The organism is Roseobacter phycocola, assembly GCF_042055075.2.
Taxonomy (GTDB): domain Bacteria; phylum Pseudomonadota; class Alphaproteobacteria; order Rhodobacterales; family Rhodobacteraceae; genus Roseobacter.
This window is the reverse complement of the sequence record NZ_CP194010.1, coordinates 2,409,441-2,425,521: the sequence shown is the minus strand read 5'-3', so window position 1 is coordinate 2,425,521 and position 16,081 is coordinate 2,409,441. Positions and strand designations below refer to the sequence as shown.

Genomic DNA, 16,081 nt, shown 5'->3' with positions numbered 1-16,081 from the left:
CTACAAAGCCCCGCAGTGTACGGGGAATATTTGATCAAATGTTTCCGGCTGTCCGAAACTGAAACGACCCCGGCGCTGTTCTCTTTGTCAGGCTCTGAACAGGGTTGCACAGCTGCTGCTGTACAGACCCGGTTTGCAAAAAAGCGGCTTTGAGAATCAAAGCCCGATCCGTCCCTTCTGAAGTTTTCCAACATACGGAGCATGAAAGACCTGAAATTGAAGTTGTCCGCTGTATTTCAATCCAAGGCAGTTTTTCAGACAGGTGTTTTTAAGCGCTATTTTGCCGTTCCTGAATTTGTTGTGGCAAAAAAATCACGCCGGGTGCGGGCGAGTCGGATTTGATCAGAAAAAGTGCTGCCGGAGTTTCGTTGAGCAAGACCACCGGGATCAGTTTTGTTAACAATTTGGTCAGAAAAAAGCTTCCGAAGAGAGAGCAATGTCAACAGGCGTTACCAGGTACTCCCCCCCGCGGGGTCGATTTCAATCAATTTTCACGAGTTTTCTGCTCTGCATACTGTTTCTGGTCAGCGCCCCGGCGCATGCACAGAACGTCGACTGGCTGCTGAACCTTGATGATACCGGGTTTGATCCGACGGCCGCCGGAAGCACGGCGCAATATAACCTGACGGTTACGAACAATGGCTTCGGCCCGGCGGATGCACCTGCGACGACCCTTGATATTGAGGTGCCCGCGAGCGCACAGCTGCTCAGCACCTCCGGTACCGTCACAGGCTGTGCACCTTTGCCTGCGGCGGGTGGCAGCACTGTAACGTGTAACGTCCCTGCGATCGCTGCCAACGGCGGAACGGCCAGCCTTCAGCTCAATCTGGAGGTTTCGCAGCAGGGCTCTGTTGTTCTGACGGCAAGTGTTCCGGATGCCGGAGACACAGACCCGGCAAATAACAGTGTGTCCGAGACAACGACAGTGACACAGGGCGCAGACACACGCATTGACGTCCAGGGGCCCGCGACTGCCGCCTCCGGCAGCACGGTGACCTATGACCTCGTCGTGGCCAATGATGGCCCGGATTCTGTCTCCGACATTGTTGTCGATTTCCCGATACCCACAGGTCTGGTCAATGTATCCCCCCCGTCCGGCTGTACACTTGGTGGCGGTACCTACACATGCACGATCCCCGGCCCCCTTGCGCCCGGCGCCTCAGCTCAGCTGAGTTTTGATGGCCAGATCAGTGCGGCGGCATCCTCCACTGTGACGCCGGTGGCGAGCATCACGGGTGCCTCCATTCCTGATCCTGATACGGCCAACGGCACGGACAGTCTGGATACCACTGTCACCGGCGGCAGTGATCTGGAGATGGACAAAAGCCGCAGTCCTTCCGGATCGCTTCTGGTCGGTGATGCGGCGGTCTTTACCCTTGCGCCGTCCTACACGGGCGATAACCCGACCGGGCTGACCGTTGTTGATACGGTGCCATCCAATTACACGATCGACAGCGTTGTTCCGTCGAGCGGCTGGGACTGTACCATCAACGGCCAGCAGGTCACCTGTACGCTTGTGGGCGGGTCCGGGCCGGGTGCGAATGTGGCGCTGCCGACGATTGCCATCAACACGACTGTGGTTTCAGCTGGCAACCCGGTGAACACGGCGGGAATCACGGCGACAGGTCCGTCCGATCCTGACCCGTCAAATAATGCGGACAATGACGGCGGCGCGACGATCCAGGAGCCCACGGTTGATCTCGCCGCGATCAAAACAGGCCCGACGCCATCCCTGGTGGTTAACGGTAACCCTTATGACTTTGAAATCAGTGCGCGCAACGAAGGTACGGCTGATTTTTTCGGAACCATCGAACTCACGGACAACCTGCCTGCCGGTCTGCAACTGACCGGTTTTGCGCTCAATGGATGGACCTGTGCGCCTGCGCCGGTCGTAAACGGTCCGGCGACGATAACCTGTACCCGTGTCTTTACGCCTGGCAGCCCGCTGGCGGCCGGCGCGACCACGCCAGCGGTCACTCTGGAAACCGTGGTGACGCAGACAGGGACAATTTCCAACTCGGTCACGGTCAGCTCTCCGGACGCGAATATTCCGGATCTGAACCCCGGCAATGACACGACCAGCACTTCCGTAACCGCAAGCACTCCCGGCGCGTCGGCGGATATTGCAGTGGCCAAAACGTCCAGCGCCGCACCGATCGCCGGTGAGACACAGACATTTACGTTTGTGATCAGCAACGCAGGTCCGCAAACAGCGACGAATGTAACTTTCACGGATACGCTGACTGATCTGGTCAACAACGTCTCCGGTGGCACAGGAAATGGTCTAGTCAGCATCAGTGCACCGGGTGCCAGCTGTTCGTCTCCTTCTGCAGGCGGGCGCAGTATTGCGCTTACCTGCACCGGACTGACGGTTCCGGTATGTTCCGGCGGGGCTTGCCCGACCTTTGTTGTTGAAGTCACCCCCGGCGGCAATGGCGGCGCACGCACAAACACTGCCGAGGTAATTTCAGAAGATGTGGCTGATCCTGACCTCACCAACAACGACAGCACCGTCGGTTTTACAGTTGATCCGCGCACAGACATGACCATTACGAAAGTCGCGTCGCCCGTGCCGGTGGGAGCGGGTCAGAACCTGACCTATGTTCTGACAGCCCAGAATGAAAACAACGGTCTGAGTGCGGCAGATGACGTCGAAGTGACGGATACACTGCCGCCGGATGTCACCTTTATCTCGGCATCGCCTTCGGCGGGGGCCTGTTCCACGACGCCAACGCCGAACACGACAACACTGCCGGGCAGCAATAACCTGATCGAATGCCAGCTCGGTACGATTGCCAACGGTGCGCAGCGTACAGTGACTGTTGTCGTGCGCCCCAACCTCGCCACGCGCGGTACCTCAATCGACAATGACGCCAGCGTTTCGACCAGTACTGTTGAGACGGATACAGGCAACAACGATGCAGTTGCGACTGTTGCAGTGAACGATCCCAGCCTCGATCTGCTGGTGAACAAATCGGAAAGCGTTGATCCCGTCGCGGTGGGCGATGACACCGTTTACACCGTACTTGTCAGTAACCTCGGCCCGTCGGCAGCGGAAAATGTTGTTGTGACGGATCTTCTTCCTCCGACGGGGCTGAACTATCAGTCTCATACGATCAGTGCGGGCGGCACCTGCCCGACAGCGCCGAACCCCGGCGATCTTAACGGCACCCTGATCTGCAATTTTGCCATTCTGCCAGCCGGCGAAACGGGCACTATTACAGTCACGGCACGCGGTGTATCCAAAGGCACCGTCGGCAATCAGGTGTCGGTGACTTCTGACGAGGTCGCGGGCGGTTTCGACGCCAACAGCGATAACAACAGCCAGACCGAAAACACCACAGTACGTACCCGCGCTGACGTCGAAGTGGCCAGCAAGGTGGCTGTTCCGGCGACGGTTGATCTGCTGGACAACTTCGATTTCGTGATCACCGTGCGCAACAACGCGGGCGCGGGTCTCGCTGAGGCGGATGATGTGATTGTCCGGGACAACCTGCCGTCGAACATGCGGCTTACGGGGGTCCCGTCGCTGGTGGTCACATCCGGTACGTCAACGCTCAGCAGCTGTACGGGCAGCGCGGGTGGCGCGTCTTTTGAGTGTAATCTGGGCACTTTCAGCAGTGGTGCTGAAGCCGAAATTACTGTGCCGGTGGAGGTCACTTCTGTATCCGCTCTGCCGGAAGCCGTGAACAACACAGCGACGATCAGCACGTCATCACTGGATGTGACACCGGGCAACAACTCGAACACCGGTGCTGTCACCGTCAGTTCGTCCTCGCTGGCAGGCAATGTGTTCCGTGACTTTGATTCCAATGCCGCGATCAACGGCATCGACAGTGGGGTCGGTGGAGTGCCCATCACACTGACAGGCACAGATTTTGACGGCAACACCGTGACGCGCACCGTCACAACAGCGGCCGACGGCAGTTACTCCTTCGATTTCCTGCCCGCCGGCACCTATTCAATCACGCGCGGCGCTACAGGCGAGAACTTCCTGACGGACGGCGCCAGCAGCGCGGGTACCGCTGGCGGCACGGTTGCATCCGCGACGCAGACAACCGGCATCAGCCTGCCTGCCGGAACGGCGGCAACCGGATATCTGTTCCCGGTGATCCCGCAGGCGCGGATCGGTATTGCCAAGGCAGTACAATCCGGACCATCGGCGAATGCGGATGGTTCTTTTAATGTCACGTTCCGGCTTCTGGTAGATAACCTCAGCCTTGAGGCGCTGAACAACATTGTCGTCACTGACCCCCTGGCGGGAGCGGCGCCGCGGTTTGGCACTTTCGCAGCACTGGGCACGCCTGCGACCGACCCGCTGTCCCGTGGCCAGTACACGGTTCTGGCAGCTCCTTCGGGTACCTGCGGTGGCCTGCAGGCCGGGTTCAATGGCAGCGGCGCGCAGACTGTGGCCTCCGGCTTTACGCTCGCGGCGACCAGCACCTGTACGATTGATATCAGTCTGCGGGTTCAGCCAACTGTACCACAGCCGCCTGTGATGGCGTCCGGTGGAAGCTATGAGAACCAGGCCAGCGTCACAGGCGAAGGGGCAACGTCCGGACAGACCTCCGCGACCAATCCGCTGCTGAGCGACGCTTCCGACAATGGCACCAGCGCAGACCCCAATGGCAACGGTGATCCGACAGAAGCGGGCGAGAATGACCCGACGCCGGTCGTGCCGGCCTTTGCGCCCGGCATTGCGCTGGTCAAAACCGCGGACACCAGCGCGCTGTCCAGCCCGCCGGTTGCGGGTGAGACGATCACATACCGTTTTGCTGTGACAAACACCGGTGATGTCACGCTGACGAACATCACCATTTCGGACCCACTGCCCGGGATATCGCTGTCGGGTGGCCCGATCCCGAGCCTTCTGCCCGGCGGCACGGACACGGGAACGATTACGGCAACCTATGTTCTGACCCAGGACGACGTGGATGCGACTGAAGTGGTCAACCAGGCCACTGCATCGGGTACGGACCCGTTTGATCAGGTCGTGACCGATCCGTCGGGCACAACCAATGGCGATGACACGCCATTGTCCACGCCGCTGGCGTCTGATCCGGCACTGGCTCTCGTGAAGATTGACGACGACAGCGGCATCGGGACGCCAACGATGATCGGTGACGTGATCCTTTACAGTTTTGAGGTAACCAACACCGGCAATGTGACGCTGAACAATATCACGCTGACGGATTCACTTCCGGGGGTTTCTCTGTCCGGCGGGCCCATTACGAGCCTGGCACCGGGTCAGACAGACACCACGACTTTCAGCGGCAGCTACAGTGTCGTGCAGGCCGATCTGGACAATGGGCGTGTTGAAAACAGTGCGGTTGCAACCGGAACACCCACTGCGGGTCCACCGCCCGGAACCGATATTTCCGGCACGACGATTTCCAATGACACCCCCACCGTGACGCTGATCAACCAGTCTGCGGCGATCACACTCGTCAAGTCGGTGGACGACAGTGCCTTTCTGACTACGGCGGCTGTGCCCGGTGACACTCTGACCTACACCTTTGAGGTGACAAATACCGGTCTGGAGACGCTTAACAATATCACGATCTCTGATCCGCTTCCGGGACTTTCAATCACACCGGGTCCGATTGTCAGTCTGGCACCGGGTGCGGTGGATGACACTACCTTTGTCGGTACCTACACAATTACGCCTGCGGATATTGCCGCCGGACAGATCGACAATACCGCGACGGTCACCGGCAATTACACCGACGGTTTCGGTGTGCCTCAGACTACGACGGATGATGATGACGCCACAGCTGTGCTTGTGCCGATTGATGCGGAGCCAGAGGTTTTTCCGGCATTCACAGGTGATGGTGGAACCAGCACGTCGATCCTTGCATCCGACACGGTACGCAACCAGCCGGCGACGCTGTCCAACGTGAACCTGACGGTTGTTGCCGAAGACCCGGGCGTGACGCTTGATCCGAACACCGGCCTGATCACGCTGGCACCGGGCAATCCGGCCGGCACTTATGATGTGACCTATGAAATCTGTGATGCGCTGAACCCGACCATCTGTGACACTGCCGTCGAAACCGTCACGCAGGGCGTTCTGCCGGCAATTGAGACGACCAAGACGCAGACCGTGCTCGACAATGGCGATGGGGTTACGGGTGTAGGCGACACCATCAGCTATTCCATCACAGTTGAGAATACCGGCAACACGGATCTTGAGAACGTTTCGCTTGTCGATACGCTCAGTTCGCTGGCGGGCCGTACTGTACCACTGGGCACAGGCCCCACATTTGATTCCGCGAGCAGTGGATCAGCAGAGGGCGATCTGCTGGTTGGCGAAACGGCGACCTACACGGCGACCTACCTTCTCACTGTCGCAGATGTGACCGATGGCGGCATGAGCAACACGGTGACGGCTTCCGGCCTGACGGTTATTCCGCCGGGCGTTCCGGGTACACCGACGACAATCGATGATGTTTCAGATGACGGGATTGATACCGACGGCAACACAACGGACGACCCGACAACGTTGTCGATTGCGCCGTCTCTTGCGGCAACAGGCCTGACGCTCGAAAAGACGACACCGCTCGGGGTAGTGAACCGGGGTGCTGTGGTGCCCTATACGATTACGCTGCGCAACGAGAACCCGGTTCTGGGTGGATCCTTCAACATTGTGGATGTGCTGCCGCCGGGGCTTCTTTATCTGCCGGACAGTGCGACACTGAACGGTGCGCCGTTCACGGCCACTGTCATCGGACGGACAGTGACCTGGATCGGCGTGCCGGTTCCGCCTTTTTCGACAGTGAGCCTGACCCTGCGCGGTCGCGTTACAGATGGAGCGGGTCCGGGCGAGCTGGTGAACCGCGCCTCTGTCCGTAACCCGGACACCGGCGCTCTGATCCCACCGCTGGCCACCGCAACGGTCCGTATCATGCCGGAAGCCGTTTTTGACTGTGGCGATGTCATCGGCAAGGTGTTTGATGACCGGAACCGCGACGGCTACCAGAACCCCGCCGGATCGACGCCACCGAGCAGTGATGCACTGGCGGAACGCGGTCGTCTTGAGGGCGAACCTGGCCTGCCGGATGTGCGTCTTGTCGGTGTTGATGGCACCACCATCATTACCGACCAGTACGGACGGTACCATGTGCCCTGCGCCATGCTGCCCGAAGACCGGGGATCGAATTTTATCCTCAAGCTGGACACCCGCACGCTGCCGACGGGCTTCAGGATGACTACCGAGAACCCGAGGGTTGTGCGTCTCACACCCGGCAAACTGACCGAGATGAACTTCGGCGCGGCACTTACCCGTCTCGTGCGCGTTGATCTGAACATGGCAGGATTTGATACGGCGTCGAACGGCCGGCTTGCGCTTTCGGCACCACTGGCACGTGGCCTGGACGGGTTGCTTCAGCAGATCGCCGATACGCCCGTGCACCTGCGCATTGCGTTCCATCTGCCGAAGACGGCGGACCGGGCAGCCGAGCGCGCTGCCCGCAGCCGGATGAGGCTTGTGGAGCGATACATACGCCGTGAATGGCGGGATATCGGGCAGGTCAAACTCACCATCGAGCGGACACTCGTCCGCCGCAGCCAGTGAGGGGACGTGCCATGAAGAGCTCTCTTTTCCTGCGTTCCGTCTCGCATGCCGCGCTGTTGAGTGCCGGCCTTCTGGGCTGCGGGCTGCTGGTGACAACCAGCGCGCGGGCCGCCGATGGTCAGGACGATGAGTGTTTTGACGCTGTCGTGCCGCAGCCTGAAGACTGTTACCGCGCCAATGCAGGTCTCGTCGTCGCGATGCCTACCGGTGAAAACACTGAAAAGATTGACACATCGCCCGGCGGCAGTTTTGAAGAGCAGGGTTTTTCGATCTCAATCGACAACGAAACGGTTGCGGGTGCCCCGGCACCGGTGGACCTGCGGCGACCTGCTGACATCGAAAACGCCCGGCGCGATATCGATCTGAGGTTCGATGGGCTGAACGGTCAGCGGCTTCTGAACGTCAGCACCCGCGATCTGCGGGCGGCCTACCGCGCTGGCGAACGGGTCGTGTTTCGGGCTTCCGCGAATTATCCAGCCTATATTTCACGCGCCGAGGTGCGCATTGTTGATCTGAGTCGGCGCGGCAGGCCGGTTGTGGCCACACTGCCGGTGCAGGCAAACGGCACGGTGGCCTGGACCATGCCAGAGGAGGGGTCCCCGGACCTTGCCTATGTGTTGCGGGTCTATGACGCGGCAGGGCGTTTCGATGAAACCCAACCCCTTGATCTGCGGCGCACCACGGCTGCCTTTGAAACCCACGGAACGGTGCGCGGTGAAAACATTGCCCCGGGCGAGGGTGATGATCGCACCCGCCTGCGTAATATTCCCACAGGTGGCGGGCGGATTACGGCATCGGGCACAGTTGCGCCGGGTGCGCGCGTGATCATCCGTGGCGAAGAAGTACCGCTTGATCCGTCAGGCCGGTTTGTCACCACACGCATTCTGCCTGCCGGTTTTTACGACGTGCCGATTGAGATTATTGAAAATGGACGGCGTGAAACGGTCGTGCGCCAGGTCGAGATACCTGAGCATGACTTTTTTGGTGTCGGGCTCATTGATCTTACCTTCGGGCGGCGCCTCAATGACGATCTCGCCGAAGGTGATCCGGAAAACGATGACACTTACGCCGAAGGCCGCATTGCGGGCTTTGCCAAGGGCACTACAGTCACCGGCTACCGTTATACCGCGTCTGTGGACACCGGAAACGGGCCGCTGAGTGAAGCCTTTGACAGACTTGATGAAAAAGACCCCCGGCGGGTAATCTCGCGCCTTGACCCGGATGATGTCTATCCAACCTATGGCGATGACAGCACATCGTATGATGATGCCCCCACATCGGGCCGGTTCTATCTGCGGGTCGAACGGGACCGGACAAGGTTCACCTTTGGTGACTTCAAGGCGGGTATTACGGGCACGGATCTTCTGTCGTCCACAAGGTCGCTCTATGGGGCTGAAATCAGCCATGAATCCCTGGACGTGACCGAGGACGGCAACGCACGCACCAGTGTGAACGTATATGCCGCATCCCCCGAAACCCTGCCGCAGCGCGATGTGTTGCGGGGGACAGGCGGGTCGGTCTATTTCCTCAGCCGTCAGGACATCAACGGCGGCTCGGAAACGATTGCCGTGCAGATCACAGACCCGGTCACCGGGCGCATCGTCAGCTCCAGAACGCTGACGGAAGGCGTCGACTACGAAATCGACTACATTCAGGGTGTTGTAATCCTGGCGGAACCCCTGTCGTCCTCGGCATCGGACGGATCGCTGGTCACAAGTGGCTCATCTGGTGAGTTCGATGTGAACCTGGTTGCTCAGTATGAATACACACCGGTTGCTGGCGCGCTCGACGGGGCGTCTACCGGCGGGCGCGTTGAATACTGGGCCACAGACGATCTGCGCGTCGGCATCACGAGCATGCGTGAAAACACGGGCACAGCTGATCAGAAGCTGGATGGTGTCGATCTGCGGTATGAGCTTGGAGAGCAGAGCAATATCGAGGCCGAAATCGCGCAGACCGAAGGGCCGGGCTTCGGGCGGACCCTGTCAACGGACGGTGGGCTTTCCAACACGACTGTCGGAACGGGCAGTGGCAGCAAGGCCCGCGCTTACAGTCTGGATGCGTACCTTGACACCACCGAGATCGGTCTGGGAGTTCCTGGCAGTATCGGCTTTTACTACGAACGCAAAGAGGCAGGCTTCTCAACGCTGTCAGAGGACATCTCCGACGATCAGACCCTGTGGGGCGTGACGGCAGATGTAGATCTGAACGACCGGCTCAGCTTTGGCCTCGATTTCGAGGATTTTGAGAGTGACACCGGCGAAAGCCGCACGGAGGCCGAGGTCCGCCTGACATACCGCCTGAACGACAGGTGGTCAGTGGATGCAGCCCTTGCCCATCTCGACAGGAATGCGGTTTCCGGCACGGCGGACAACGGTCGCCGGACGGACGCAGCGCTGCGCCTGAATTACGCCCCTGACGAGGACCAGCTCTATTATGCATACGGTCAGGGGACGCTGTCCCGGTCCGGTCAGATCGAGCGCAACGACCGGCTTGGCGCAGGACTTGAGCTGCAGGTCACCGAAAAACTGTCTCTGGGGGCAGAGGTTTCAGGCGGCGACGGTGGCTTCGGCGCGAAAGCCCGCCTGGGCTACAGCCCGACAGCGGACAACGAGATTTACCTTGGCTACACGCTGGACCCGACGCGTACCGGTTTCCGTTCGGACACGCTGCTGGGGGCGGCGGAAGAGGAATTCACAGTTGGTGCCCGGTACCGGGTGTCTGAGACCGTAAAGGTTTACGGTGAAAACAACTGGGACCTCTTCGGCAGCCGCCGGTCTCTGACGCGGGCATATGGTGTCAACTATACGCCGGACGCCCGGTGGTCCTTCTCCGGCGCGGTTGAGAGCGGGACAGTCCGCGACGACATAACCGGAGATTTCGACCGCGATGCGGTCTCCTTCGGGGCGTCCTATGCCTTTGAGGATAAACGCGATGCGCGTCTGCGCCTTGAATACCGGACAGATGATGGTGAAGGCGTTGAACAGGACCGGGATACATGGGCGCTGTCCGGCGGATATTCACACAAGCTGGATCGTGACTGGCGTTTCCTGCTGAACGTTGATGCGCTGATTTCCAGTTCGGATCAGTCGTCTTTCCGGGATGGGGAATATGTTGAGGCTAGTGTAGGTTATGCCTATCGGCCGGTCGACAATGAGCGGCTGAATATGCTTTTCCGCTACACCTATCTGCATGATCTGCCCGGTGAGGATCAGGTCACAGCCAACGGATCCACAGACGGTCCGTCACAGCGCAGCCATGTGCTGTCCGTCGACGCCATCTATGACATCAGCCCGCGGCTCAGTGTCGGCGGTAAATACGGCTACCGGATGTCTGAAATTGCAGACCGTGGCACCGACACTTTTGTGGACAACACGGCACATCTCGCAATTCTCCGGTTCGACTGGCACGTGGTGCACAAGTGGGATGCTCTCGCCGAGGCGCGGATGCTCGTTTCAGAGGACACCGATGTTGATGAACATGGCTTCCTGCTGGGCGTGTACCGCCATGTCGGAAACAACGCGAAAATCGGTGTGGGCTATGAATGGGGCCGCGTGTCGGATGATCTGACCGATCTGGACTATGACAGCAGCGGTATCTTCATCAACCTGATCGCAAAGTTCTGAAGCCGGTCACCCGAGGGCGGTGACCGGTACACCGCTGCGCTTTTGGCTGCCCGCCCGGAACCGGCAGTGTGATGCGGTGTCCTGTCCCTTATCAGTCAGCCTGCAGGGCCTTCGCGGGAATTAAGCTGTTCCTTACGAACCCATGATAGCAGAACCCAAGGTTCAGTTATTTGTGACAGTGAGTACCGGCATGCAGTTTTTGCGTATTATCCTCGTCTGCTTTGTTTTTCTGGCAGGTCATAGCGCGTTGGCGGAGCAGCGTGTTCTGCATATTGCGACGGGCGATTACGCCCCGTTCACCGATCAGACAGCGCCCGATGACGGCATTGTCAATGATGCTGTCCGTCAGCTTGCCCGGACCGCGGGTTTCGACGTTGCATTTGAATATATGCCCTGGATGCGTGCGCTTGAAATGACCCGGGCAGCACATTTTTTTGCCAGTTCCTACTGGTATTTCAGCGAAGACCGCACAGCAGATTTCATTCATGTGGGTCCGGTTGTTTACGACAGGATGGTGCTGATCCGCAGAGAAGATACGACCTTGCCTGACTGGGAGAGCATGGCTGATCTGAAGGGTGTCACGATTGGAGCGGTCACCGGCTACACCTATACCGAAGACTTCTGGGAGTTGGCGGAAAGCGGTGCATTGCGGGTCGAAACCGCGCAGAACGACGAGGCCAATCTGCGAAAACTGCTGGCCGGCCGGATCGATGTTTATCCGATGAGCGAAGAGAGCGGCAAAGCATTGATGTCCCGGATTTTCTCGGAAGAAGAACGGTCGCAGATCACCATGGAGCCGAAGCCTCTTATGGTCACCGAAGGATACCTGCTGGTGTCCCGCAATGCGAGGGATGCAAAGGAAATTGCGATCAGACTGCAGGACGCGCTGGACCGTCTGGGACCGGCCACTGCTCAGGAAAACGGATGACGGCACTTCCAGACTTTGATGGGTCGCCAACGCGACGCCTCAGCCATGTGCTTGCAAAGATCACGCTGTTGCTGGCGCTGGTGCTGGGGGCAGTGTCTGGCGGCATCCAGATTTGGGTTGACCTGCGACAGGAAAAAGACGCGGTTCAGTATTCTGCAGAAGAATTCCTGACCAGTGTCGCCCCATCGGCCGCGTCCGCGGCGTATAACTTTTATGGACCCGCAGCCGAACAGGTAGCTGAAGGACTTTTTACGCAGCGGGCCATCACATCCGTGAAGATCCTGAACGAAGGTCAGGTCATGATATCGCGGGAGCGGGACATCGTGCCCACGCTGCCACGCATCGGGCAGGTGACCGAAGCGGACCCTGTCGTGCTGGAACAGCCCTTGATGACACCGCCGGAAACCGGGAGATCCGAGGTCATCGGCGCGATTATTGTGACTGTGGACAGATCCGTCGTCGCACCGGCCTTCGTAAACCGCATGGTTTTTTACTTCGTCTTCGCAACCGTAAAGAACTTCCTGCTTGGCATTCTGCTTATCCTGATCGTTTACGGTGCTCTTGCCCGCCACATTGTCAGTCTGGCCGATACGACACGACGCTGGCGTCCTGGCAGTGACCCGTTGCGGGTTGATAATGCCCCGCGGCTGCTGCGTGGCACAGAGCTGGACCTGTTGTCTCACCGCCTGCGGCATCTTACCGATGCCGCTACCGGGCGCATCAACGAGATCGAAGCCTCCCGCGAAGCAGCGATGCAGACGAACACAGAACTCAGCCAGAAATCAGAGAGCCTGTCTCAGGAAGTGCGCGAGCAGAACATTCAGCTGCAACGCGCAAACGCCCGCCTGCGGGAACTGGCGGAAACGGATGCGCTGACGGGGCTCTATAACCGCGGTTCCTTTGACAGGATGGCCGCCGCCGCTGTTGAAAGAGCCTGTGCAAAGGGCAGCGAAGTTGCGGTCATGCTGATCGATGTAGACCACTTCAAGAACTACAACGATTACTACGGACATCAGGCGGGTGATCGCTGTCTTGTCGAGGTGGCGGGTTTGCTGCGTGCCGTACTTGAGACGGCGCATTCGACCGTAGCACGCTATGGTGGCGAAGAGTTCATCGCGCTGTTTGAAGGATGCAGCGCAAGGGATGCTGATGAGTTGGCGGATGAGCTGCACTTCCGGCTCAGGCAGGCCAGCGTTGTGCATCAGCGTTCTCCGGTTGCCGGTCATGTAACCGTCAGCGTTGGCGTCGCAGCCGGTAAATCAGCTGGTCCCCCGTCCACGACACAGTTACATCACCTGATCGCTCACGCTGACGAAGCTCTCTATGAAGCCAAGCGCCATGGCCGTAACCGCACAGTTGTTTCGACCGATGACCTCAGGAACCGCGTAGAGCAGAAAAGAAACAAAGCCCGCGACCTGCTGACTGCTGTAGATGCCAGAGCATTTGAGCCGTTTTTTCAGCCCCAGTTCAATGCAGTTACGGGGCGGATGGTCGGTGCCGAAGCGCTCGTCCGCTGGCGTCGCGAAGACGGCACATACGCGTCGCCGGCCGTCTTTTTTGAGATTGCACGGGCCAATGGGTATCTGCCGCTGATTGACCAGATTGTACTTGAACAGGTTTCAGCGTTTCTGGTGCAGGTACAGCACCAGGGGCTGTCGGTTCCGCGTCTTGCGCTGAATACGCCGCGCGCAAACCTGCTTGAAAGACGCTACACAAAAGATGTGGTTGCTCTTGCCAGATCCGGCGGCACGAAGATCGCGCTTGAGCTTCTGGAAACGGAAGCCGGGGACGAACCGGATGACGTTTTCATGTGGCAGCTGGAAGCTCTCAGGGCGGAGAACGTCGAAATTGAAATAGATAACTTCGGGACCGGGCATACTTCGGTTTTGAGTTTGATGGGACTGCGTCCTTCCCGCGTGAAGATTGGGCGCGAGATCATATCCCTGATGAGCAACAGCGGCGAAAATGACGACATCGTGGACAGCATCGTCAGAATGGGACGCTCGATGGGGTTAGAGGTTATTGCCGAAGGTGTTGAAGATGCCGATGTCTCAGAGCGTCTTGTGCGTCTGGGGTGCCCGGTGCAGCAGGGGTACTTCTTTGCGAGGCCGATGCCTGCTGCTGATTTTCTGAAAGCCCTTCCCGCATTCGGCCAGCGATTAGGGGCCTGAGGTCCGCGCATGATCTGCCGGTGGCGGTTCCCGGCAACCTGCAGTCGCCCCGGCCCATCAGATTTTCCTTGCGCCACTGGTGAACGTTTGACGACACTCGCTGCAAACGTCTGGCCGGAAATGGACCTTGCATGAAACTGACTGCCTCTGAAAAGGCGCTGCTGGCCGGCGAGGAGGGAACGCAGGGGGAGCGCATGGCGCTTGACCTCGTGATTGAGGCGGCACGGATGCTTGGCGCGCGCGAACTCATACCGATCCGGTCTGCCCACATTGATGGCTGCCTTTACCATGGCTCTGCAGGTGTTCTCTACTGTGAGGCGCTGGCCGCAGGCGGCGCTCGCGTGCAGGTGCCCGCAACGACGAATGTTGGCGCGCTGAACCTGCTGCGGCCTGACCAGTGCCGTATGTCTCAACATGAACGGGGCATGGCATATCGCCTGATGGTGGCGCACGAAAAGATGGGGTGTCGTCCGAGCTGGACCTGTGCGCCCTATCAGGCAGGCGCGCGACCAGGCCCGGGTCAGCAGGTGGCCTGGGGGGAATCCAACGCTGTCGCCTTTGCCAATACAGTCCTGGGCGCGCGGACAAACAGGTACGGAGATTTTCTGGACATCGCTTGTGCCGTATCAGGACGGGCGCCGTATTACGGTCTGCACGTGTCCGAAAACAGGTTCGCCCGCCTGGTGATTGATACGGACCTGCTGCCAGCGTCACTGAAGCAACAGGAAACGTTCTTTCCGGTACTGGGGGCATTGGTTGGCAGGCTGGCGGGGGAGACCGTCTGTGCTGTGACGGGAGTTCCCGGTGATGCGAGCGAAGATGACCTGAAAGCCCTGTGCGCTGCCGCGGCCTCTACCGGCGCGGTGGCCCTGATACATCTGGTCGGTCTGACACCGGAGGCGAAAGATCTGCAGGAAGCGCTGGGCGGGCAGATCCCACAAGAAACGATCCGGGTCACGCCGCAGATGTACAGGGACGCCCGCGCGGGTCTCAGCTGTGTACCGGACGGTCCGATTGACAGTGTTGCTTTCGGCAGTCCGCATTTCAGCGAAGAAGAGTGCAGGGCGGTATTGCGTCTGGCGGGCGGGCGCCCTTTTTCTGTTCCGGTTTATATCTGCACAGGACGGCACACCCTGACGGCATTGCAAAGCGACGCGGCAGATCGCGCGCTGCAGGATCTTGGGGCAGAGTTTGTTCTGGACACATGCGTGGTGGTCACGCCGATCCTTCCCGCCAAACCCGGAGTTATGATGACAAACTCCGGGAAATTCGCGCATTATGCGCCCGGAAACACCGGGCACCAGACCGTATTCGGGTCCATGGAGGAATGTGTGCGCAGCGCGCAATCCGGTAGAGTCGTCCGGCAGAAAGAACCCCTGCCATGAGAGTTCAGGCAGATGTTCTGTACACCGGCACTGCATGCGCGGAGGTGCTTCGTCTGACCGAACCTTTGAGCTTCTGGGGAGGCGTCGACCCGAAGACGGCGCGCGTCACACTGGCCGGCCATCCGCAAATGGGGGAAGCAGTGACGGGCAGGGTGCTGTTGCTGCCAGGGCTCATCGGGTCGAGCAGTTCGTCCGCAGTTCTGCTGGAACTGCTGTACGCCGGGAGCGCTCCTGCGGCTCTGATCATGACCGCAAGGGACGCCATTTTGCCCATTGGCGTTGTTGTCGCGGGACAGATGGGGTGGCCCACGATCCCGGTGCTGGTTGTAGAGGAACTTGTCTGGCAGACAGGCGACCGTGTCACGATCGACCATGATGGGTGGATCGGATCGTCCTGA

At 59.5% G+C, this 16,081-nt stretch carries 6 protein-coding genes; all 6 read left to right on the top strand.

What is annotated here, in order from left to right; all coding sequences use genetic code 11:
- Positions 1-436 precede the first annotated feature (436 nt).
- The 6 genes from AB4K19_RS11890 (at position 437) to AB4K19_RS11865 (ending at position 16,081) form a co-directional block, all read left to right on the top strand.
- Positions 437-7,573: a DUF7507 domain-containing protein gene (locus AB4K19_RS11890; protein ID WP_436397693.1), complete on the top strand. Its 7,137-nt coding sequence runs from the start codon at positions 437-439 to the stop codon at positions 7,571-7,573.
- Positions 7,574-7,584: 11 nt separating this feature from the next.
- Complete coding sequence (locus AB4K19_RS11885) at positions 7,585-11,199, top strand: hypothetical protein (protein WP_375228566.1); 3,615 nt, start codon at positions 7,585-7,587, stop codon at positions 11,197-11,199.
- 190 nt (positions 11,200-11,389) lie between these two features.
- Entirely contained in the window at positions 11,390-12,127 is a 738-nt protein-coding gene (locus AB4K19_RS11880) for a substrate-binding periplasmic protein (RefSeq protein ID WP_375228565.1), read from the top strand.
- A complete protein-coding gene (locus AB4K19_RS11875) occupies positions 12,124-14,298 on the top strand; it encodes a putative bifunctional diguanylate cyclase/phosphodiesterase (RefSeq protein WP_375228564.1) in 2,175 nt (724 codons plus the stop codon). The genes AB4K19_RS11880 and AB4K19_RS11875 overlap by 4 nt, the downstream gene beginning before the upstream one ends.
- Before the next feature lie 131 nt (positions 14,299-14,429).
- A complete protein-coding gene (locus AB4K19_RS11870; protein WP_436397690.1) occupies positions 14,430-15,683 on the top strand; it encodes an aconitase X in 1,254 nt (417 codons plus the stop codon).
- On the top strand, positions 15,680-16,081 hold the full coding sequence (locus AB4K19_RS11865) for an aconitase X swivel domain-containing protein (protein WP_375228563.1): 402 nt from the start codon (positions 15,680-15,682) through the stop codon (positions 16,079-16,081). Before AB4K19_RS11870 ends, AB4K19_RS11865 begins: the two co-directional genes overlap by 4 nt.

What these genes read in the sequence shown, in the direction of transcription:
- AB4K19_RS11890 (WP_436397693.1), top strand. Translation starts at nt 437, where the DNA reads ATGTCAACAGGCGTTACCAGGTACTCCCCCCCGCGGGGTCGATTTCAA.
- AB4K19_RS11885 (WP_375228566.1), top strand. Translation starts at nt 7,585, where the DNA reads ATGAAGAGCTCTCTTTTCCTGCGTTCCGTCTCGCATGCCGCGCTGTTG.
- AB4K19_RS11880 (WP_375228565.1), top strand. Translation starts at nt 11,390, where the DNA reads ATGCAGTTTTTGCGTATTATCCTCGTCTGCTTTGTTTTTCTGGCAGGT.
- AB4K19_RS11875 (WP_375228564.1), top strand. Translation starts at nt 12,124, where the DNA reads ATGACGGCACTTCCAGACTTTGATGGGTCGCCAACGCGACGCCTCAGC.
- AB4K19_RS11870 (WP_436397690.1), top strand. Translation starts at nt 14,430, where the DNA reads ATGAAACTGACTGCCTCTGAAAAGGCGCTGCTGGCCGGCGAGGAGGGA.
- AB4K19_RS11865 (WP_375228563.1), top strand. Translation starts at nt 15,680, where the DNA reads ATGAGAGTTCAGGCAGATGTTCTGTACACCGGCACTGCATGCGCGGAG.